19 protein-coding genes and 1 tRNA gene are annotated in these 22,698 nt (G+C 40.4%); 4 read left to right on the top strand and 16 right to left on the bottom strand.

Annotated features, from left to right (window positions below):
- Window position 1: 1 nt before the first annotated feature.
- The 5 genes from JYB65_RS07580 to JYB65_RS07600 all read right to left on the bottom strand — a co-directional run bounded on the left by JYB65_RS07580 (window position 2) and on the right by JYB65_RS07600 (window position 4,234).
- Complete coding sequence (locus JYB65_RS07580; RefSeq protein WP_206582049.1) at window positions 2-286, bottom strand: DUF6110 family protein; 285 nt, start codon at window positions 284-286, stop codon at window positions 2-4.
- A 305-nt stretch (window positions 287-591) separates the two neighbouring features.
- Entirely contained in the window at window positions 592-1,770 is a 1,179-nt protein-coding gene (locus JYB65_RS07585; RefSeq protein WP_206582050.1) for an ABC transporter permease, read from the bottom strand.
- Entirely contained in the window at window positions 1,763-2,932 is a 1,170-nt protein-coding gene (locus JYB65_RS07590; protein ID WP_206582051.1) for an ABC transporter permease, read from the bottom strand. Before JYB65_RS07590 ends, JYB65_RS07585 begins: the two co-directional genes overlap by 8 nt.
- 1 nt (window position 2,933) lies before the next feature.
- Complete coding sequence (locus tag JYB65_RS07595) at window positions 2,934-3,920, bottom strand: HlyD family secretion protein (protein WP_206582052.1); 987 nt, start codon at window positions 3,918-3,920, stop codon at window positions 2,934-2,936.
- A gap of 5 nt (window positions 3,921-3,925) precedes the next feature.
- On the bottom strand, window positions 3,926-4,234 hold the full coding sequence (locus JYB65_RS07600; RefSeq protein WP_206582053.1) for a hypothetical protein: 309 nt from the start codon (window positions 4,232-4,234) through the stop codon (window positions 3,926-3,928).
- 100 nt (window positions 4,235-4,334) lie between these two features.
- Here JYB65_RS07600 and JYB65_RS07605 point away from each other — a divergent pair, with 100 nt between their 5' ends.
- The gene (locus JYB65_RS07605; protein ID WP_206582054.1) at window positions 4,335-4,919 is read left to right on the top strand and encodes a TetR/AcrR family transcriptional regulator C-terminal domain-containing protein; all 585 of its coding nucleotides are present in this window, start codon (window positions 4,335-4,337) and stop codon (window positions 4,917-4,919) included.
- A 41-nt stretch (window positions 4,920-4,960) separates the two neighbouring features.
- Here the strand turns inward: JYB65_RS07605 and JYB65_RS15205 are convergent, their stop codons facing one another.
- The 9 genes from JYB65_RS15205 to JYB65_RS07650 all read right to left on the bottom strand — a co-directional run bounded on the left by JYB65_RS15205 (window position 4,961) and on the right by JYB65_RS07650 (window position 19,186).
- Window positions 4,961-6,325: a TolC family protein gene (locus JYB65_RS15205; RefSeq protein ID WP_206582055.1), complete on the bottom strand. Its 1,365-nt coding sequence runs from the start codon at window positions 6,323-6,325 to the stop codon at window positions 4,961-4,963.
- A gap of 180 nt (window positions 6,326-6,505) precedes the next feature.
- Entirely contained in the window at window positions 6,506-7,984 is a 1,479-nt protein-coding gene (gene putP, locus JYB65_RS07615) for a sodium/proline symporter PutP (RefSeq protein ID WP_280634486.1), read from the bottom strand.
- Between the two features lie 131 nt (window positions 7,985-8,115).
- Entirely contained in the window at window positions 8,116-9,396 is a 1,281-nt protein-coding gene (serS, locus tag JYB65_RS07620; protein WP_206582056.1) for a serine--tRNA ligase, read from the bottom strand.
- Between the two features lie 15 nt (window positions 9,397-9,411).
- Window positions 9,412-11,322, bottom strand: a complete 1,911-nt coding sequence (locus JYB65_RS07625; protein WP_206582057.1) for a type I glutamate--ammonia ligase — start codon at window positions 11,320-11,322, stop codon at window positions 9,412-9,414.
- Window positions 11,323-11,581: 259 nt separating this feature from the next.
- Entirely contained in the window at window positions 11,582-14,527 is a 2,946-nt protein-coding gene (locus JYB65_RS07630; protein WP_209010502.1) for a UPF0182 family membrane protein, read from the bottom strand.
- Window positions 14,528-14,579: 52 nt separating this feature from the next.
- Window positions 14,580-16,235: a phosphoenolpyruvate carboxykinase (ATP) gene (locus tag JYB65_RS07635; RefSeq protein ID WP_206582058.1), complete on the bottom strand. Its 1,656-nt coding sequence runs from the start codon at window positions 16,233-16,235 to the stop codon at window positions 14,580-14,582.
- A 39-nt stretch (window positions 16,236-16,274) separates the two neighbouring features.
- Window positions 16,275-18,284, bottom strand: a complete 2,010-nt coding sequence (locus JYB65_RS07640; RefSeq protein ID WP_206582059.1) for a zinc ribbon domain-containing protein — start codon at window positions 18,282-18,284, stop codon at window positions 16,275-16,277.
- Window positions 18,285-18,357: 73 nt separating this feature from the next.
- Window positions 18,358-18,834, bottom strand: coding sequence for a hypothetical protein (locus tag JYB65_RS07645; RefSeq protein WP_206582060.1), 477 nt, complete (start codon window positions 18,832-18,834; stop codon window positions 18,358-18,360).
- A gap of 160 nt (window positions 18,835-18,994) precedes the next feature.
- A complete protein-coding gene (locus tag JYB65_RS07650) occupies window positions 18,995-19,186 on the bottom strand; it encodes a hypothetical protein (protein WP_206582061.1) in 192 nt (63 codons plus the stop codon).
- A gap of 292 nt (window positions 19,187-19,478) precedes the next feature.
- Between JYB65_RS07650 and JYB65_RS07655 the strand changes: the two genes are divergently transcribed.
- Window positions 19,479-20,813: a radical SAM/SPASM domain-containing protein gene (locus tag JYB65_RS07655; RefSeq protein ID WP_206582062.1), complete on the top strand. Its 1,335-nt coding sequence runs from the start codon at window positions 19,479-19,481 to the stop codon at window positions 20,811-20,813.
- 267 nt (window positions 20,814-21,080) lie between these two features.
- A tRNA-Lys gene (locus JYB65_RS07660) sits at window positions 21,081-21,156 on the top strand.
- A gap of 188 nt (window positions 21,157-21,344) precedes the next feature.
- On the opposite strand, the gene JYB65_RS07665 is transcribed toward JYB65_RS07660, so the two are convergent.
- Both JYB65_RS07665 and JYB65_RS07670 read right to left on the bottom strand, forming a co-directional pair.
- Window positions 21,345-21,578, bottom strand: coding sequence for a hypothetical protein (locus tag JYB65_RS07665; RefSeq protein WP_206582063.1), 234 nt, complete (start codon window positions 21,576-21,578; stop codon window positions 21,345-21,347).
- Between the two features lie 249 nt (window positions 21,579-21,827).
- Entirely contained in the window at window positions 21,828-22,025 is a 198-nt protein-coding gene (locus tag JYB65_RS07670; protein WP_206582064.1) for a hypothetical protein, read from the bottom strand.
- 398 nt (window positions 22,026-22,423) lie between these two features.
- Between JYB65_RS07670 and JYB65_RS07675 the strand changes: the two genes are divergently transcribed.
- Window positions 22,424-22,564 (top strand): hypothetical protein, encoded by a 141-nt coding sequence (locus tag JYB65_RS07675; RefSeq protein WP_206582065.1) that lies wholly within the window; start codon window positions 22,424-22,426, stop codon window positions 22,562-22,564.
- The last annotated feature ends 134 nt before the right edge of the window (window positions 22,565-22,698 follow it).

A 22,698-nucleotide genomic window follows, 5' to 3' on the forward strand; every position in this document is an offset into this window, starting at 1 on the left:
GCTATTGTTCTGTAGCCCCTTCTACTTTATTTTCCTGCAATTCCTGCGCTTCCCTTTCTTCATTGATCGCTTTCGCTTCTGCAACGATATCCTCTGCATTTTCTTGAATAGCAGTCACAGTTTCCAGTACGCATTTTTTTGCTCTCAATGTTGCTGCGGCACAACTTGTATATAATTTTTTCGCATCCTTGCTAAAAAGGATCTTTATTCCGGCAGTTCCAAACATAACTCCTGTTGCAAAAATACCCGCTTTTTTTAAATCTAATTCTTTAAAACAATCCAACATCTTCTATATCCTCCTACTATCATTTATTGTGCTGTTTACAGCGCTCTTTTATCCATTGAATATCTTATTCATTTTTTCTTCTTCATCTCGTCAGCTTACGCTAACCGATTGGCAAAAAATAAATTGGTAAACATGCACCAATCGTCACTGCAAAAGTTAGCTCTTGCTAACTTTTGCAAAATTTTACCACTATATTCTAGTTTTGTCAAGCCTTTTATCGTAGTCTCAATTGCTTTGGTCCTATTTCGAATGCCTGCTCCCTTACCGGATCTTGAATTCTGGCAAAACGCTTGGGACTTGCTGTTTTATTGATGAAGCATTCGGATAAGCTTTATTTTCCTTCCGAAAAGAAGTAACCCGATCGGAATCCAGAACGCTGCAAAGATAATACCTCCTGTCAGATAAGGCATTAGAAGTGCCAAATCTGCCCCCTTCAGCATGATATCTTTCACCGGTATTATGTAATAATATAACGGCCATACGGCTTTCATCACAGCTGCAAATCCCGGTGCCATCATATATTCAGGCCATGCAAACCCGCAGGCGAGAAACGTCGGTATCGTTAAAAACATGGTAAATTGAACAGCATGTGCTACTTGCTCAAACAAGGAAGCAATGACCAGTGCCATTCCCGTTACGGCCCCTAAAAATACGATCTGAAACAAAATCAGCACGAGGATATTGCCTCTCATAGGAAAACCCGTTATCGCCATCGCAATTTTTATGCACGCCAGCGTGCTTATGATACTGAATCCTGTTATCAGCAAAAAGCGGCGGATCGTTAAATCCATCTTGACCTTTATCACTTCCCGGCTGAGCTCCATAGGCAGGTAGCGAAGTCTGTTTTTTTCTTCTACTAAAATCGGAACACTCGCTGCTAAAAAAGCCTGCTGAACAAATATAGAAAGAAGACCAGGAAACAAATAGTAAAAATAACCGACTTGCGGATTATATAGTACTCTATCCACGAGATTCAATGTATATACACTCTGTTCTGCTTGGTAAGGCACCAATGAGCTCCCCTCCAAATATTTCATCTGCACGCCGGCATTTACCGTCTCAAAAATAGTATTGACAGCACTCATCACATTGTTTCCATACATGAAGTTTGTATTGTCCATAAAAACTACTGCCTTTGCACCTTTTTTCCCATTTAAGTCTTTTCCGAAATCCTTCGGAAGCAAGATCGCTCCGTGAATTTCACCTAGAAGCAGCTTTTCTTTTATCTCTTCTACAGAAGAAAAATCTTCTGTTATACTTAAAACCGGTGAATCATAGAATTGCGCTACTACCTTTCGAGAAGCTGCGGACTGATCCATATCATACATGGCAATCGGAATGTTTTCCACAAATATGGGACTGAACATCTCTCCCAGCAGAAGCGTAAAGGCTATCGGGATCACTAATACAATCAAATAAGGTTTGATCTGCATGAATTTTTCCTTTTTTTCAGCAAGCGTCATACTCTTAAATTTCTCAAACAATTGGAGTCACCCCCACTCCATTTTTGTAGGTTGCTCTCCACCAGTTCTTAAATAACATAATGGCCAGAATAAGGATCAGTTCTGCTAGAATAAATACCGAAAAAAATTGAAGGGTTCCCGCTATATGGTGAATTCCCAATTCCTTTAAGCAAAGGCTTCGGATGTCGTTTCCATAATAATAGTAAGGTATTAGCTTTGCTAATGCTTGAAAAGCATGAGGCATTCCTTCTATCGGATAGGTGTATCCGCCCACTATACTCGCCGGCAGCACTAAAATAGCGGAAATCTGGATGGCAAAAACTCGATCCGGAACAATATTGCCAACGATATAGCCAATATTTAAAATACACATCGCAAACAAGAAGGTCATTAAAAGGCCTCCCACAATGGTGCTTCTATATGGCATATCAAAAAATAAATACTGAACACCTAAACATAGTATGATCGAGAGTGCACTCATCACTGACCACCCTCCTATTACCTTAAGCTGATTTAAGTATGTTCCGGGCTTCGTCTGATTCTCATATCCTCTCTCGGCTCCTTGCATGGCAATCCCCACTTGTATAACGGAGGCGAGCATCCCGATCAGGAGATAATTTCGAAAACTCTTTGTAGAGTTGTAAAGGAATTTATAATTTACGTTTATAGGAGTGACCAAATTCATCACTTGTTCCGGAACAGCGGATAGCTTGCCCTCAAAAATACTCATCATATAAGCCGCTTTTGTCGTCAGTAGAATTTCTGACATGGCTGTTTTGGAGGTAGTGACCACCGAAAGGGCAGAGCCGTCGTATACGGTAAGAATGTTAGGAGCTTTGCCGGCACGCATATCCTGATAAAAGTTTTCCGGTATGATGATTCCTGCATAAGCCTGATTTTTGTCCATCTTCTCCTTTATTCTTTCATCACGATCTGTGTATTCTATTACATCAAAGTAATTGCTGTCTTCTATGAAACCCGTAAAAGTTCTGCTGAACTCCGAGTTATCATGGTTTACGATCACCGTCGGTATACTCGCCGGTACATCTGCTTTCATTTCATAGCCTAATATCAAACCTGACGCGAGGGGAATCACGACAAATACCAACGTTGCCATGACAAATCTTGGATGCTTGCATTTAAATTTGTAGAAGGCGATTGCCAACCTATTTGTTTGAAGCATTTTACTTTCCTTCATTTCTTCCAAAATCAACCATAGCGGTCATGCCCGAATATAATTCTTTGTCTATTGCAGAAATAGCGATTTTGACACCATAGGATAACACATCAAAATCACCATTTTCATTGGTTGCTCTTTTCGTGGCAAAATCCGGTTTTTTATTGATAACAGTTACCTTTCCTTTATATTGTTTGTCAGGATAAGCCGGGAAAGTAATCTGCACTTCCTGTCCTTCCTGAACTTTTCCTAAATCTGTCTCTTTCACATTTACTTCAATCCAAGCCTCCTCTTTCGTTGTCAGTGTGGCTAAAGGCATGCCGGTCGAAATGAGTTCTCCTTGATTCACATTGATCGACGTGATGGTACCGTCTACCGGTGCTTTAATCTGTGCATCGTTCAAATAACTATTCACTTCCGCAATCGCCCCGTCTGCCTGTGCTACCTGAGAATCTGCTGCTGCCACGTCCTCACTTCTGGCTCCCTCTACGGCCATATTGTACGTTTCTTTAGCGGCTATATACTGTGCCTCTACCTGATCAAAGCTTGCTTGGGATATGGCCTCTTGCTCCAATAATGTTTTCATTCTGTCGTAGGTTTTCTGTGCATAATCAAAGGCTGCTTTTGCCTGGGCCACTTCCTGACTTCTCGCTCCGTTTTCCGCCTTCTTCGCTACCGCCTCTGCTGCTGCTTTTGCCGCTTCCGCCTGCTTTAATTTTGCTTCCACCGCTTCACTGGAGATCTTAATGATCACATCGCCGGCTTTTACCTCATCGCCTTCTTTCACAAGAATCTCTCCAATGTTTCCCGCTAATTTTGAGTTTAAATCAATGTCCGTCATTTTCACATTTCCCTGAACAATAAAATCGTCATTCGTGTCTCCTCTTGATAAAAAAGTCAGGCTTCCTGCCGCTATCAACGCGACCACAATGAGCCCTATCAAAATTTCAGTCGTCCTTTTCGTTTTTTCTATTGTAATGATTTCCTTTTCCATAACTACTAGTTCCCTTCCTTGTCATTCACTTTTAGACCCAAAAGTTCATATTTTTGGGATTTTACGATAAACGCAGCCGTAAGCATGTTTTCTTCTACTATTCCCGTAAGATAAAAAGGTACTTCACCCAACGGCGTATGCAACATCCCTTCCAATTTGATTTTATCGCTGTTTATCACCTTACCATTGAAAGAATGTGCATTCCCAAGACATTCCAATATCCCCTGAAGCTCTTCTCCGTTTGCCTGCAAGGTTATAAAGCCTTTTTTAGGCCCCAATTGACTTTTCAGCACGATTGCATATCTACCGTTCATGACTTTCCCTTTCTTTTTACTGTTTTATACAATTGTATGGATTTTTGACAATTGTTTAGGTATAATGAATCTATTCCTATTTTTTTATCACGGAGGTTTTATGTCAACTTCAATCACTACCGAAATAACCAAACAACTAATGGCTGATTCACTAAAAAAGCTCATGCTCGAAAAGCCTTTAAACAAGATCAGCATTCGAGAAATTGTAGAAGACTGTGGCGTGAACCGCCAAACCTTTTATTATCATTTTCCTGACATCTACGGACTGTTAGAGTGGATATTGGAAAAAGAGATCCTTTCCATTCTTGAAGATAATGATAACTTTCTTACTTGGCAGGAGGCCGGCGTGTATCTTTTACGGTATATGGAAAAAAACTCTACCATTTTGCTATGTGCGCTGAACTCTTTAGGAAGGAACGCTATCAAAAGATTTTTGCATTTTGATGTAAAAAATGTGGCAACGCGGTATATCACACAAGTCGCTTCTGACATCGATGTTTCAGAAGAAGATTTCGACCATGTCGTTCACTATTTCACCATATGCTTCGCTTCACTTCTCGAAGACTGGCTTTCAAGCGGAAGCGACCGCTCGCCTGAAGAAGTGATTGATATTTTAGACACCATCGTTTCCGGAACAGCTCGCGCTGCTCTTGAACGGTTTGCAGAAAAGAGAAAATCCAGATAAGGGTTTTCTCTTTTTTATTGCTTCGCTGTTTCCCTCAACCATTATAATGAGATTCTGGTTGTACCTACTCCTTGAGCAAAGGTATAGCTCTTTACGGCCAACGCGTATTCGGAGTTGGCATTGGCTACATTTAATTTTGCTTTATACACGTTTACCTGTGTTGCCAGCAATTCTTCTACTGTGCTTAACCCTTCCTCATTGGTCAGCTCCACCAGCCGTTCTCCTTCCGTTGCATAAGTAAGCAACTCTTTTGCCGCCTCGACGGCTGCTTTTTTATCCTGTACTACATTATACTTATTTCTGATATCGATCTCTATTTTACTGTAGGCATCCTTTGCGGTTTTCTCCGATTCCGCCAAATTTATTTTTGCGTTTAAATAGGTGGACGAATTCTTCGGATAGGCTTTTACATCCTCCAACAGAATTTGGTACACTTTAATGGCAAAGTTAGCACCCTTCAATTCAATCCGGCTATTTAACGCATTTTGCACTGCTGTATCTGCTGAAGGCATTTCTGCCGAAGCTGCAACAGTATCTAAGGTATCTGTAAAGATTACTTCTTGCTGAACATTGTATCCAAGCAGATAGTTAAAGGACATGTTTGCATATTTCAGCTGTGTTTCTGCACTCCTGACTGCACTTTCCGCATCCGCTACAGAAGATTTTGCTTGCAGCACATCCTTCTTTGACAATACTCCTACGGCTTTTTTCGCTTCTACATTTTTCAGTGTTTTTTGCTGTGTGGTTAAATTATCTTTAGCAATCTTCAAGCTATCCTGAGCTAGAAGGACTTTATAATAAAGGCTTGTTGTGTCTGCCTCAATTTGGTTTAACTCTGCCTGATAATTGTTTTCCGTATTTGCTCTGGCGAAGTCCCGTCTAAGCTGCATAATCTTTTTATTATTTGACGAAACACCTGCTACCTGAGCTTCATAAGACATTTCTACTACACTTTGCCCATAATTTGCTTCTACCCATGCATCCGGAGCCTGTGACAATGCATCCAGCTTGTCTTGGGTGTCCTTTATCCTGCTGACGGTCTCGGAATATCCATTCCCAACTGATATATCAGACTGCCGATGAAGTTCTGCAGTTTCTGCGGATGCTCCGGTTGTTTTCATTATTTTGATGGCTTCTTCCAATGAAAGAGTCTTTGCATCGGTTATTTGGGGCAGCGAGACCCCTTCAATCGCCGTTCCTGAAGTAGAAACGGCTGAATCTGTCGTTGTACTGATTGCCGTTCCTGTCGATGCGGTGACAGCAGATGAAGTCACTGCCGTGATGGCTGGCGAAGTCACCGTATTTGCGTCCGCGGTGCCCCCTGTTGCCGTTGCTCCAAACGTATTAACAGCAGAGCTCAACGTTAAAGCAAAGGCTAAGGCTATATACATATACTTCTTCTTCACGTCTTTTCCTCCCATATATAATCCCATTAAAAGGTTTTTCTTAAATACAAAGGCTATAATACCCGCTTTCACACTGTTTGAAAATAGATATTTTCTTACTTTTGTCTAGTTTTTAGTCAAAATGAAAAAACTGTCTAAATCCTAGACAGTTTTTTCATTTTGTATAGTTCGATTTTTTATTTACTTAAAGCTTCTTTCAAATTTAACCACTTCATCGTATTCGTCCAGCATATCTTGCGGAACCTTCGTAGCCAAGCTGACAATAATGATAGTCAACGAAGATAGAAGGAATCCAGGAATGATTTCATAGATATCGAAAATCCCTCCGCTCAATAAATACCAGAGGATATCCACGATACCGCCGACAAGCATACCACAAATAGCACCTTGCAGCGTCATTCTTTTCCAGAACAAAGAGAATAAGATGATCGGTCCAAATGTCGCACCGATTCCGCCCCATGCGCAAGCAACCAATCCAAATACCGAACTTGTCGGATCTAATGCCAATGCGATAGCAATGATGCAAACAATAATAACGGTCAAACGGCTTATCCATAACATGCCGCTTCCCGAGAAGTCCTTTTTGAGAAGATGCGGTAATAAATCGTTTGATACCGCAGAAGCACATACTAAAAGCTGTGAGCTCGCCGTACTCATGATTGCTGCTAAAATGGCGCAAAGAAGGATTCCTGCTAAAGCGGGAGGGAACATATCATAAATCATGGACATGTAAACGGTCTCTCCGTCTGCAAGGTTCGGCATATAAGCCTTACCGACTACACCGATTGCAATCGCTGCAGACAAAGTAATAATAACCCAAATCATTGCGATAATTCTTGATTTTTTAATCATATCCGGCGATTCAACTGCCATAAACCGAACCAAAATGTGTGGCTGCCCGAAATATCCAAGTCCCCATCCCAAGGAAGACGCAAGCAGCATGGTATTAATCGCACCGTTCTGTTGCGGGAAGAGTCCTAAACTTTCTGTTGTCAAGGATGCCAATCTCATATGTAATTCACCGAAGCCTCCCATGTGCATAATGGCACCAACCGGAACAATAATAAGCGCAAAAAACATCGTTACGCCCATAATGGTATCGGTCCAGCAGACGGCGTTGAATCCGCCCATTGCCGTATAAATCAAAATTATCACGGCTCCGATTAAAAGACCTGTTGTATAGTTTACACCAAAGATGGTATTGAACAGCTTACCTCCTGCCGCAAATTGTGAGGCCGTGTACACCAAGAAAAAGATTAATGTAAAAATTGCAGCGAATGATTTTAAAAAGTGCTTTTTATCCCGAAACCGATTTTCAAAATAATCCGGAAGCGTAAGTGCATTTCCGGCAATTTGCGTATACGTTCTAAGCCTCTTTGCTACTACTAACCAATTTAAATAGGTCCCGAGCATCAAACCGATTGCTGTCCAAATCCCTTCCAACGTCCCGTTATAAAGTACATACGCTGTCCCGGGTAAACCGATTAGAAGCCAACCGCTCATGTCGGATGCCTGTGCGGACATTGCGGTAAGCCAGCTGTTCAACTTTCTTCCGCCTAAAATATATTCTGAAAGATCATCTGTCTTATTATAAAATTTAAAGCCGATACCTAGCATCAGCCCTAAATATAATATAAATACAATTGCAATAGTAACCAAAGTTTGTTTCTCCTTTTCATCTACTTATCCATCTATACCGCAAGCGATATTCCCCGCATAACGCACATGGGACTGTCTCATTATTTCTAACGAGACAGTCCACACACTATATTCCCATTATTGCGTCTACTTTATTTGTTTTCGATTTTTTCCAATCCACCCATATACGGTCTTAATGCTTCCGGAATGATAACACTTCCATCTTCCTGCTGGTAATTTTCCAGGATAGCGGCAACCGTTCTTCCAACCGCAAGTCCTGAACCGTTCAGCGTGTGCACAAATTCCGGTTTGCCCTTTTGCTCCGGTCTGAACCTTATATTTGCTCTTCTGGCCTGATAACTTTCAAAATTGGAGCAAGACGAAATTTCTACATATCTTCCGTAGCTTGGCATCCATACTTCGATATCGTATGTCATAGCAGAGGAGAATCCAAGGTCCCCGGAGCTTAATTGAACCACACGATAAGGAATGTTCAGTCTTCTAAGCACGTCTTCCGCTGCGTCCGTTAAGGATTCCAATTCTTCATAGGACGTTTCAGGATTTACAAACTTCACCATTTCAACCTTATTGAACTGATGCTGCCGGATCAAACCTCTGGTATCTCTTCCGGCGGAACCTGCTTCCTTTCTGAAACATGGTGTATAGGCTGTATAGTAAATCGGGAGTTTATCCTCTTCAATGATTTCGTCCATAAGCAAATTGGTCACTGGAACTTCAGCCGTAGGAACAAGGAAAAAATCCTTTGCCGGAAGCCAGAACATGTCATCTTCAAATTTAGGAAGCTGCCCTGTTCCCGTCATCGCCGCTCTATTTACCATAAAAGGCGGCAGTATCTCTGTGTAACCCTGTTCTTCCGTATGAAGATCCAACATAAAGTTAATGACGGCACGTTCCAATTTTGCCCCTAATCCTTTATATACGGTAAATCTTGCTCCGGAGATCTTAGCAGCCCGGTCAAAATCCAAGATATCAAGGTCTGTTCCTACGTCCCAATGTGCCTTGTGCTCAAAATCGAAAGCTTTCGGTTCTCCCCATTTTCTGATCTCTACATTATCCTGATCGTCATTGCCGATAGGAACAGAAGGGTGCGGTGTATTCGGTACATTCAGAAGAGCCTGCTTTAATTCCTCTTCTACTGCACTTACTTCTGAGTCAAGAACCTTGATCTCGTCCGATAAAGCTTTCATTTCTGCCATTAATTCCGTGGTATCCTTGCCTTCCTTCTTGAGCTTTGGAATTTGCTTGGAATCTTGGTTCTGCTTATTCTTCATCGCTTCGACCTTTGCAAGAATAGCTCTTCTCTTTTCATCAAGTTCAGGAATACTACTCAGACCAAAGTCACCCTTACCTCTCGATTCTACAGACTTTTTAACGGTCTCAAAGTCTTCTCTGATTTTCTTAATGTCTAACATCGTCTAACCTTCTTTCTAAAATAAGTTCTTTTTATATTGTATATAATTGTCCGTAAGTTCCTTCACTTTTTCCTGCATCTCAAGCTGCAAGTCAGAGGCGACCTGATAATTCTCCTCATCCAGAGCGACCTTTATTCTGGTCAGCAGACATAATTGAGACAGGGTATCCTGCCCTAAGTACACTCTGCTGCTGTGAATCTTATCCCACATGTGCACATCAAAATCCGCACAGTCACTTTCTGCATGAAGTTTTTTACAATCCCGAAGTAAATCCATCGTATCCGGAATAATACGGTTATGCAGTTCCGTCGACCATTGGTCTAAGGTAGCTTTTCTATAAGATTCAAGAGCGCTTAGCGGAATGACATTATTTCTTAATAGCACTTTCAACTTTTGCGGATTGGCTCTAAAGGCGGACAGATTTTCCCAAACGGTTCTCGGTGCTTTTCCAAACAACCTGTCACGCTCTTCCACTGTATATTCTTCAAAAACATCTTTTTCGCTTCGATATTCCCGATCTTCTTCCAGATAAAAATCCTCTCTCCCGAAAGCCTTTGACAAAGAAGCCTCCAGCTCTTTCGATGCTTTCTTCGCCTTCAATGCTTCCGTAATGCCGTCTAAAATAGCCATATAACAGCACGCAATGACTAAATACGTATTGCTCTTCGGATTTGGTGAACGTAACTCAAACCTTGTAGAAAGCGGATTATTCGAATCTCTTACCAAGCCAACTAACACGGTTCGATTTCTCGATGGCTGCTCCGTCGTATGTCCAATAGAGGTTACGATACAAACCGGAGCCTCATAACCTGGCTTCAATCGGTTAAATGCATCGTTGGTAGAAGTAATAAATGGATTTAATACTTCATAATTCTTTAACATTCCCATCAACGCACCAAAGCCAATCGGAGTTAGAAACTCTGCCTTCATGTCGGTAGGTGCAAATAAATTGACCGTCTTTCCATCGGTTAATCGGGCTGCGATACCAAAATGCGTATGTTCTCCGCTTCCGGCAACGCCCTCGATCGGTTTCGCTCGAAACGACACTTCCAGTCCATGCATCCTGAAAATATCTCGAACGATATATTTTACCTGCTTTTCGTTGTCTGCGGCTTGCATGGCAGTGGAATACTTCCAGTCGATTTCAAGCTGCTCCATAATGTGGTCAAAGCTGCCCGAACTGCCCAGCTTCGCTTTGATTCCGCCTACTTCTTTATGCCCCATTTCCATCTCGAAACCGTAATAGTCCAGCAGAATCAATGTCTTTTCCAATGCGGTTCGAACCGGCCCTATTGTTCGCTTCCAATACTGCTCTTTCATGACCTGTGCAGTCGAAAGCTCTTCTCTGTCAGCCTTTTCATCGGGTGTTTTTACCCAGAATTCCAATTCTGTTGCACAAGTCAACACAATCTCTTCAATATCCTCAGCCGAATCAATCGGTAAATAATCCAGCACATAGGGGTTTTCCTTGATCAATTGAAGCAATTCTTTCTTTATAGTCGCAACAGCATCTCTGAGAATGGCTCTCGAACCCACTTGTGTCGTTCCGTTGTGTACAAGAAACGAAGGGATTCGTAAGGTACCTACCGGTAATCCGGTAGCATTGTCTATAAAGTCAAAATTGTGATCGACATACCAATTTACGTCCATATCCGGTATGATATCCACACGCGCATTATTTAATTCCGCAATAATAGGTAGCACAACGCTGGACCCATCTGTTTGAACGCCGTCCACCAAAAACTTCTCCATATCCTCTAAAAATCTAGCTGTGGGAATTTTCTCATCGGTATTTTGTCCGCCAATATCTAAACCTACAAGGGAAACGAACTTCACTTCCGGATGCTTCAATAAAGTAGCCTTGATCTTATCCGGCGTATGGTCTTTGACGGGGATATTAAATAGCATGCTTTCGTATTCCAGCATATTGTCCTCCTATTTTGAAAATTTTAGTTTTTCTATAATATTTAATCATACTACGTTTTTGCTTATTTTTAAACAGTTTTTTTATTAGGTTTTTGTTTTCCTATACAATTTATTTCGGCATACGTTGACGATGAAAATCGATGAATCAACGATTCATGATTTTCTAGCCTACATTCTGTCAACGGCATTAAGTGCGGACAGAATGTTAAAGGGGCTGTCTCAAAAGATAGCCCCTAAACGTATACTGTCAATTATTCCGTTATTGTCCGTTCGAATCATTCGCGGCCGGGTTTGTCGCTTGTGTTGTGCCTTGCTCCGGCATTAGAAGCTGCAAATATTTCTGCAATGCAGTAATATGCTCACCATATCCGGCCCAATCACCATTTTTCTGAGCGTTCTGCGCCAATTCAAATTCCTCATTGGCCAGACGGATCAAATCACTGTTCGTCATTTCTCCGGAAGTACCGCTTCCGGTTTGGTCACCGATCGTACCACCTTGAGGCTCCTCTGTTCCCGTTGAATTGCTGCCAAATAAGGAGTCAAGCGCTTCGCTCAAAGTTTCTTTATAAGCGATCTTATCTCCGTAAGCAACGATTACTCGTTTTACTTCAGGAATACTGGAGTTCACGGCTTCCAAATAGACCGGTTCCACATAGAGCAGGGACTGCTCAATTGGGATCACGAATAGATTTCCTCTGCTATAGGTAGAGCCCGAAGAGTTCCACAAGGAGAATTCCTTGGATATCTCTGTATTCTGGTCAATTTGGGCTTCTATCTGCATCGGGCCGTATACAATTCGGTCTTTCGGGAATTGATATAGCACCAGTTCACCGTAATGCTTCCCGTCGTTTCTCGCCGCCAGAAGCCCTGTCATGTTCATCTTATTTTTCGGCGTATACGGAATCGTATTCACAAACTCTGCATCGGCTTCTCCCGGTAACTTCATGATGTAGTAGTTTGGTTCCATGACCTTTTGTTCGGTCCCGTAAATTTCATTTGCAATATCCCAAAGGTCTTCATTTTGATAAAAGACCTTTACATCGTTCATATGATAACGCTTATAAACATTGGCCTGAATATCAAATAACTGGTTTGGATATCGAATGTGGGACTGTAATCCTTCCGGCATTTTATCAAAATCTTTAAATAGATCCGGATAAATCTTCTTGTAAGTCGTTGCGATCGGATCTTTATCATCGACTAAATAGAAGCTGGTATCTCCGTTATAAGCATCTACGACTACCTTTACCGAGTTTCGGATATAATTGTATCCTGCTTCACTAAACGGCTCTGAATAAGGGTAGTTTGCGCTCACCGTGTATGCGTCAATCATCCAATATAATTTCCCGTCTGCCGTCACGATGTATGGAGAATCGTAGCTTAAGCGAGGCATAATTTTCTTCACGCGCTGCTCGATATTTCTATTAATAATAATCTTAGAGTCATTGTTAATATTAGTGGAAACTAATATTTTTAAGCTCTGCTCTCGAATAGCAAACAATACGCGGTTCATCAAGTTCAGATCAATACCCGCGTCTCCTTTATAGGTAGCGTATTTGTTGTTGTTTCCATCCGGATAATCGAATTCTTCTTCATCCGTATCGACCAATACATAATTGTTCGTCAATTCGCCAAAGTAAATTTCAGGTCTTGTGATTTCGATTTCATCGACTTCGGATACCGGCGGGATATTTCCAATGAGCATATCCGGCTGACCGCTGGCCGTTATCTGATCTACTCTGGAAAGCGCAATGCCGTATCCATGCGTATACTTCAAGTGCTTTGTCATCCAGGAATCAGAGATCTGATTTTCATCAATTTCTCTTGCTGCCAGAAAAGCTTGCGTATATTTTCCATTAATCATATAACGGTCTACATCCACGTCATGGAAGGAATAATACTGACGAATACTTTCCGTCTGATTATAGAACTTCATAGCCGGTGTATAATCGTTAATTCGGATATTGGAAATGGTGTCCATATTATTCAAGATGTCTTCCTTTGACAGGGTATTGCTTGCAGGGAAAGTTTTCACCTGCACGTTACTCAAGTCATAAGCCATCTGCGTATATTTAATATTGCTCTGTAAATACTCGCTTTCTTTATTGATTTCATCCGGAGATACCACTAGATTTTGTACCAGTGTAGCAGCTCCGCCGCCGATCAGACCAATGATAATCATAATAGCAGGTACGGTTAATATCACACGGTATTTTTTCTTCAAAATACCCATTGCAAAAGCAATCGCTGCTATAACTGACAATACCATCAGAAGTCTGTATAACCATAACGTTACGTTTACATCTGTAAATCCAGCTCCGTATACGGCACCGCCTACTGTCTGTGAAAACAGCAAAGTAAACTGTCTCAAAAAGAAGTTTACGCCTATCATTAAGAAAAATAGGACACCCAGAATAATGATTTGCTTCGAGGCAATATGCATTAACTGATTGAAATTTTCATTGTCAAACTGCTTTTTTGACCTATTCGGTTTAGTGAAACCGCCGCTTCCGCCCATGGCGTCAAAGACTTTTCCAAAAATATCTCCAAATGGGCCGCCAAAATTTCCGGCATTCTGTCCGAAATTTCCTCGTCTGACATTGTCGTGCTCATCATAGTCGGACTGGCCGTCTGAACCGAAAGGTTCCTCTTTCTCAAAGATTTGAGGCTTTCTCAATGAAAGCAATACCATGTAATACAATATGGTCAATACGGCAAAAGCTATAATGATTCCAAGAGCCATACTATTTAAGGCATTCATAAAATCAAATTTAAAAATATAGAAGCTCAAATCCTTGCTAAACAACGGATCGGTTATATTAAACTTCGTACTATGTGAATATTGCAGGATCTGAAACCATAAAGTCCCAGCAACCGCATACGAAATCAGCGCGCCAAAGATAGCGGACATCCCCCATCCAATTCTGCCGATTAATTTTTCGTTTGCAACATCGCTCGATTCAACTTTCTTGAAATAACCTCTTTTCAGTACCCTTAAATATAAATCTGCCAGTATAGTAATCACGACAAAGGCCGGAATGCCGATCTTCAACTGAGTAAATAACTGAGTAAAGAAGACGCTGACATAATCCAATTCTTTAAACCATAAGAAATCGGTAATAAATCCGATCAGGCTTAGAAATAGGCCAACCAAAACGATCAATACGATTAAAATAATTATCGGGCTTTTTCTCTTTTTTTTCAAAACGTTTCCTCCCTTTTGTATAGTTCAAGTGACAACACAATTATGAGACATTTTACTTTATTTTATCCACAAGTGCTTCAATAGCATCTTTTGCTTCCTGTGGAAGTTCATCTCTCCCCCCTTTATACCTCTTTAATGATTCAACGTAATTCATTCTGCCAATCATACCTAAAACGAGTTCTTTCACATATTTCTTGTCTGAAAAATCCGGAATAAATCCTTCTACATCCATTGTTTTCAATTCAGAAACAATTCCAAAGTTTTTAAACTCCGCCGTTTCGTCGATGATTTTTTCTATAATATCAATGGTCACTTCCTTCGGAATCTTTTTATCCATAAAATGACCGGTATTGATGATGTAATTTGCAACGCCTTTGTCCTGGAATAGTGCCTTAAATTTTTCATAGTCATTTCTAAGCGGATAGGTTCTGAATGGATTCGCATAAGGTTCAAATACAAGGGCATTTACATCAACACCCTCCGCTAAACGCTCCGCACTTGTTCTTTTGGTAGCAAGGCAAGCTCCCATGACAGAAGCAAGGACTGGATTTTCAATTTTTATAACCGGAGGCAACGTGTGGTCTTTCATCAGCCAAACGATGGTATTGATCGGCTCATTCATCTTATCCACTCGGTTTTCTGCCCAAAGTTTTGATTTAATGGCTCTTCCGTTTCCGTTTCTCATATCTTCCGTAACAATAACCAGTTTGCCCTTATCATCTATCGTCGCACCGCAGTTCTGAACCGTTACTAAATACTGATTGTCTTTGGACGTCAACGGATAGTCCGATGTTTTATCAAAATAAGAGGGTTCCAGTGCAACAGTGGAACCATTTTCACTTGAAATAATGTAGGCATCGTCATGAAGCACCGTCACATCATATTTTCCGTCATGCTTAGCGTGAGTCAATGTGGATTTTCCCGATCCGGAAAGCCCGAATACGCCCAGCACATGCGCTTCGCCATCCTCCTTCAAGCACCTTTTCAGCCCCCCGTGGCAGGAAGCATATCCGTTTCTGTTGGCAATGCTCCATGCAAGCGTTAAGGTTCCCTTTTTATGCTCTCCGAAATACCGCATTCCCAGTAAACATGCACAGTTATGTTCTGGGTCGAAATAGGCAAGACCATTCGGGAATTTAGGATGCACATAATCCGGGTCCGACAATATATAAATATCTGCTTCCTCGCCGATCGGCTTAGAAGATTTGTACATATCGTTATATTCTGCATTCTTATATTGGAAATTCAATAACCAATTCAACAAGGTATTCTCATACTTTTCCGGTACCAGCAAATGGGCTCTTACCATAAAATCTTTATCCAGCCCTATATAGGATTCGGTATGGTACATCTTTTTATACCTTGTGTTATATACAGCCTCTCTCAGTACTTTTGCGATTTCTACTTCGTCAACTCCCTCTTCTCCGAGAATGACTCTTGCACCTGCAAATCTTCCTACTGTTTCCCCATCGTTAAACAATAAAATTTTAGCTCCCTCCGGAAGTCCGATTTTTTCCGGGAAAAAAATGGGCATGTCTGTTTCAATTGTTCCAGCTGATTTCCTTGCCATTTCATAAGCTAATTGCAAATCAAGAACCCTCTCCACATTATTTCCGTAGAAAGCAGTTTCTATGGTTGTTCTCGACATCGAAAACGCTTTATTTTCTTTGTCGATTCGCTCTCTACTGAAATTTGCTATAGTTGACATTTTAAACACTCTCCTTTTCCTGCATATGCCTGCATAAAATTATTTTATTTTTATATAGCTTACAATCTTCAGTTCCTGGCCTACAGGTTCAAGATAGTAAATATAAGTATAAACTTTGTTTGTAACCTTCCCTTTCTCTGTTACATCAATATCTTCCTTCGCCCATATGTAATATCCGGTTTTGCCCTTATTCATTTCGCCCAGTTCTAAACTGTTAAACACTTCGGATATTTTGCCTACGCCGGTATACGTCTTTGCATTGTTATACGCAACCGAGCCTTCCTTGGTCAAGGTTAAGACCTCTTTATTTTTTTGATCAAGATAGTCAATCCACAAGGAATCGAAGCGGATGATCGTCTTCATGATTTCAGAATCAAAATAAACCGGTTCGCCCTCTTTATCTTTATACCAAAGATTATTTTCAATAGGCACCGAATTATTTAAATCGTCTATCCCATAATCTTTACTTTCATCAAAAACAAGGGATTTATTGATGCTGATCTTCTTAATATTATCATTATATACACGTAACGGTTCTAATACGTCATTTAAATTTCGTTCTTTCTCCGCTTCTGCTTGCGCGTTCACCGCTTTTGTCTCTTCGTCTGTTGTTTGTTTGGTTTTCTTTTGTGAGTTTTGTTTATCATCCGGTTTCTTTAAAACCTCTACCCAATTAACGGCGATGCCTAGCTTTTCGTTGATGAAGGTTGCCGCACCGCTTTCCGGCAAAAAATATTTTATCCCCAAAATGCCGATTTCAGCCGTTAACAGTACAATAAGTATGACTAATATTACTTTTACAGGCGAACTCTTCTTTTTATTTGTATCCTCATCAACAAATGCTTGCATCGGAGCATACTCTTCATCCCAAGGAAGCAATACCTCTTCCGCGTCTTTCTCTGCGATCTCTTCTTTGAGTTCACTGTCAGAAGGCTCTTTTTCATCCACCTCTGTATCTATCTGTTCTGGTTTCTTTATTTCTTCAAGCGTTGGGGGTTCTTCTTTATGATCGAAAGAATCAAGAGGTACACTTAAAATAGATGCTGTAGCTTCAGGCGGAAGAAGATCTTCTACTATCGTCTCCGCTTCTATATTTGTCTCTTTTGTTAGATTTTCAGTCGCAGGCTTGTCCGTTAAATTTACCTTCGACCAAAATTTGTGGTCATTTTCTGTATTCACCGCTTCCATTTTGAGTGCTGGTGGCGGATTTATACTTGGTTCTTGTACTTCTGGTTTTTCCGGGATTAATTTTTCAATCCCCGTTAACGACTCTCCTCCACTTGGCTTTATTTCTAAATTCCCCAGATTGGAAGGTTCTGTCCTTTCCGGTAAGCCTCCTTTTCGGAGCCGTTCATATTCTTTATCTAAAAGCTTTTGGAATTCCTCATTCTTCTTACTAAACGTATAAAATTTATCAACAGAATCCGTTGATGCAGCCGATCCGGCACCAAACTGCAAATTCGATTTTTTCCCAAATAATTCTGCCTCTAAAGTGAAGACCGACGTACTTTCCTCTTGAATGAGTTCAGGCTGCTCCTCTTTCGTTCCAAGGCATTCATCAATCTTCTTTTTTTCAAAAACTCTTGTCCGATCTTTGCCCAGCAAATCCTTACGGGTAAATGTCGTTCTTCCTGTTTCCGGAGTTTCTTCGGATTCTATTTTCGGCTCTGGTTCCTTTATTCTATTTGCAGAGATATTTGAAGAAAACTTATTTTCTGCTTGAGCTTCAATACGCCGGGCCTTCCAATCCACAACAATATCTTCCGTCTTCTTGGTTTCCTCGCTGTGCGAAGGAAATCCTTTTAAATTCCAAGTCGGAGATTTTTCCACATTGCTCTCACTTATTTCATGCCAAGTTTGAGCAATGGATTTTTGAGGAACACTTGCATCCAGTGGTTCTTTTATTGATTTGGGAGTGCTATTGTAAATCACCTCTTCAACAGGTTCATCCCCACTGATACTGTCATTTCGTTCTATAACCTGAGCGCCACAGTAGCTGCAGAATCTATCACCATCTATTAAAGATTTTCCGCATTTTCTACAAAACATCTAATACCCTCCAGTTCTTTTTCGTCAAATATCATAAATCTATCAAATCTACTTCATTCCCTGTAGCTTTATTCTAGAATTGTATTTGCTGGCGAAGTTCATTTTCACTATATACTTTCCCTGTTTTGCCCACGTTATATCCTTCCTTTTTTTCCTCACACACGAGAAGGTCCAGTACGTCAGGCTGAAGAGCTGCTTGATTTTCAGGCTGCTCTATCTCTTGATGATCTTCATTATCCGTCTTCGAAAGGAGCACTGCTTCCTCTTCAAAGTCTTTAGACTCTTCATATAAAATCGGTTGAGGTGCAGCAAGGCTAGGGATCACTTGATTCAAATCTTCTAGTTTTTCGAGCTTTTGATTAATTTTTTCTAAGGCGGCAACCTGTTCATTTACACGCCAATACCAAAGCCTGACGCCTCGGAATAGTAAAAATAAGATCCCTAAAGTTGCAACGATTATTAATGTCAGGATTACAATTGCCCCGATAACTTCCACTCGGAGATTCTTTTCAATGTATTCTACTGTTAACATTATGTACTTTGTAATCATTTGAGTGCACCTTCCCCAGAATATACCTTTAAGCATTATACTACACTCTGCCCGCAATATCAATTGTTCCAAACAAAAAGAGCGGGTTTACCGCTCAATAAAAATAAGAAATAATATTCCCGACTCTTTTTGTTCAGACCTTGATTTTTTATCGGTCTAATTAGCCTCGGCTCGTTGTATTTGGGTTTGTTCTGTTTGTAGTACAATTAGTTGCACAGTTTGTTGCACAATTTGTTCCACTGTTGAAACCTTCACCAGTTTTTTTTGCGTTTGTCTTTGCATTTGTTGCCTTGCTCTCCGTTTTTGAAGTGCACTGTGAATAGCTCGGCCTTTCCGTTTTTTCTCTCTTCATCTCTCATCCCTCCTCACTTAATATTCTGCTCACAAACCCTGTTCGTATGTGCGGAAATTTGAGGAATTCAAGTCATATTTTTTGTTCAAAAGCATAAGAATTATACGAACTATCATATTCAGTTTATATAAATTTATTTATACAATCCGCATTTAAATATTCCTTATATAGCAAGTTGGTCTTCTTATTTTCTTTAAGTTTACTGTCTTTTTCGATTTTTAACCTTGTCACCTATTTTTTCTGAAATGAAGTGGTAGAATTAAGGTAACGAAATTAGTAAGGAGGAAACAATATGAGTACAATGAAAGAAAAAGTTGAAGCTTATGGTATAAAAAAAGTCATCGACTATTTGGATTCCAATCCGGAAGAAAATATGCCGAAAGTTTTTGATTGGTTAAGTAAATTGGATTTGGATAACCAATATGCCGGTGCATTTAAATTGGGGAAATCTGCTGTAAATGATCCAGCTAGTATTTGGCATTCCTTCCTAATGAGTTTGTTTACTGATATTGATCCGGATGTCAGAAAAACTTTTTTTGAAAATTTCTTAGTAAATTCCGTTCTGATAGGCGGGCGCAGAAAACGAGAAATCGAAAAAGAGTATGACTGTAATGTGCCGTGGACGCTTCTTATGGATCCGACATCCGCATGCAACCTTCATTGCACAGGCTGCTGGGCCGCTGAATATGGAAACCAGTTATCGTTATCTCTCTCACAGCTTGATGATATCATCAGGCAAGGAAAAGAACTCGGTATGTATATGTACATCTATACGGGAGGCGAGCCGCTTGTTCGGAAAGACGATATTATTCAATTATGTGAAAAACACTCTGATTGTATCTTTTTATCTTTCACAAATGGTACCCTTATTGATGAAGCTTTTGCGGACAAAATGTTGCAAGTCAAAAATTTTATCCCTGCAATAAGTGTGGAAGGCTTTGAAGCTGAAACAGATATGCGCCGCGGGAACGGTACATATCAAAAAGTCGTAAAAGCCATGGAGATATTAAAAGAAAGAAAACTTCCTTTTGGCTTTTCTACTTGCTATCACAAGCATAATACAGAGGTAATCGGAAGTGAAAAATATTTCGATGATATGATTGCAAGAGGCTGTAAATTCGGTTGGATTTTTACCTATATGCCCGTTGGGTTGAACGCCATTCCTGACCTGATGGCTACCGCACAGCAGCGTGAGTTCATGTATCATCAAATACGAAAATTCCGCCAGACAAAACCTATTTTTACGATGGACTTTTGGAATGACGGTGAATATGTAAACGGCTGTATTGCCGGCGGCAGATGTTATCTACATATTAATGCAAACGGAGATGTTGATCCTTGCGCATTTATTCATTACTCAGATTCCAATATCAAAGAAAAAACACTGCTCGAAGCGCTTTGTTCTCCATTCTTTATGCAATATAGAAAGCATCAGCCTTTTCATGAAAATAGATTGCGCGTTTGCCCGTTACTGGATAATCCCGGTGCGTTGGCAGAGATGGTGCATGCTTCCGGTGCCCATTCAACAGATTTAGAAAATCCGGAAGATATCGACGTATTATCGGAAAAATGCAGAAGTTGCGCAGAACAATGGAAGCCTGTGGCCGATAAGCTATGGTATCATTAGAAACCATATGGCTTATATTATTATTTAACGGCTCTATTCAAACAATGACAGGTTCTATATGGAAAAAAGTATTTACAAAGTCCTTGAGTGTATGATATCATCATTTCTCGAGGATTTTTTGCGTTCTCCTTATTTTTGATTAGCCAAGTTAACTGGTTTTTCTAAACTGTATAATGCCTTTTCAAAAAATATAAAAAACTTGTTGACACGGCTTGTCCAAGATGGTATATTAATAAACGTGCCAAACACACTATGAAAATAAAATGTGCATCCTTAGCTCAGTTGGTAGAGCACCTGACTCTTAATCAGGGTGTCCAGGGTTCGAACCCCTGAGGGTGTACCAGATCAATAAAAAAACTATAGCAGAAGCTATAGTTTTTTTATTGATTTATTAAAATTTCGTGGGGTTCAAACCCGCAAGGGCATGAGCGTAAAGAACAAATGTCCAGCGGAGGTTTGTTTAGCGAATGGTTCAAGCCTGCTGAACGGGGAGGAGCAGAACGGCAAATGCGGAGCATTTGTGTATAAAAATCAGCCGATATACTTTAGTATAATTTTAATTAATCCATATCCAGATAGCAATGAGAGGACTCCTCCAAATGTAATCCATGCAGCGCCGCTTAATATTTGTCGGTTAATATCCCATCCGTTCTCAGAATTCATCAAGAAATACATCCCAATATCATAGCCCTTTAAAATACATACCGATCCTAGTACTAGTAATAAAATGAAAAAGCCAGTACAACTTTTTGTGATATCGTTCATATTATCCTCCTCGATTTTTCCTTTTATCATACTCCCAAATATTACAAATTTCAACATAATATACAAATCCAATTTTTATTATATCTCTACCCTTCCACATTACCTGCAAGACAATCCCGCAGGTAAGTGTGGTTTTAGCCAAGTGTTCTTTCACTCCTGTTTATTCGGTATAGAACTACCCAAACTATTTTAATCTCCTGTCGTGATTTTATGTTTGGCACACCATCGGTCTTACCTCAGGCAAAAGTATCACCTTCCTGCTTTAATACTAGCTTCTACCCTTTCAAATTTAAAAACGTCCATCCTTGTATCCCGTCCTCTGGCTTTGTCAACCAGCTCCTTATACGCCTTATACTGTTCACTGTAGGCTATGTATTTATCGCAATGCACTTTACATTCTGCCTCTACTACATCGCATCCAAAACAGGGTGCTTTCGGTTGTTTCATTCAATCAGCTCCTTTTATTTTTTTTACGCTCACCGATTTTTAGATAAATATCAGCAATTACAAGTCCAGTCTTTGTGGATTCCGCGTCGTTTTGAATCAGGCCCCTTTTATTAATAATTGCCAACTTCTTATTAGGGATGAGAATCAAATTATTTAGATCAAAGTTTTGCTGATTACTACCTCCAAATATTACAACATGCTCTTTAGTTCATCCTTCTATATTGGCTTTTATATATTCTATGTGCTCTGGGGTGTATTTACGATTACTCATGCCCCGTCACCCCTCTGTTTTAGTAAAGTTTTTTGCATTTATTTTTCTTCCTGTAAAATTCAAATACTCTATCACTTGTGAAATAATTTCTTTTTTTCTTGGTTATCCTAATTCTGAGGTGATAAAAATGGATTTAAGAAACCGATCCATCTGGGATGGAGATATTGATAAACCTATTCCAGAGGATGTCTATCCGGTGATAGACACCGATCTTGCACGGGACAACCTTGAAAACGATATGCCCGCCGGAGATCTGCAAGACTTATGATTCCCCGCCGCCTATTCGGGCGGCCTGGGCATCGACAGGAGCAATAGCACGGTTTTTTCCTCCACTAATTTTAGTTTTTCACATTCTAGCCTATATTCCTTTCTTGGATGTTTAAAAATTAGCTTGACATTTGG

The sequence above is a fragment of the Clostridium aminobutyricum genome (assembly GCF_017255415.1).
GTDB classification, from domain to species: Bacteria; Bacillota; Clostridia; order Peptostreptococcales; family Anaerovoracaceae; genus Aminipila; species Aminipila aminobutyrica.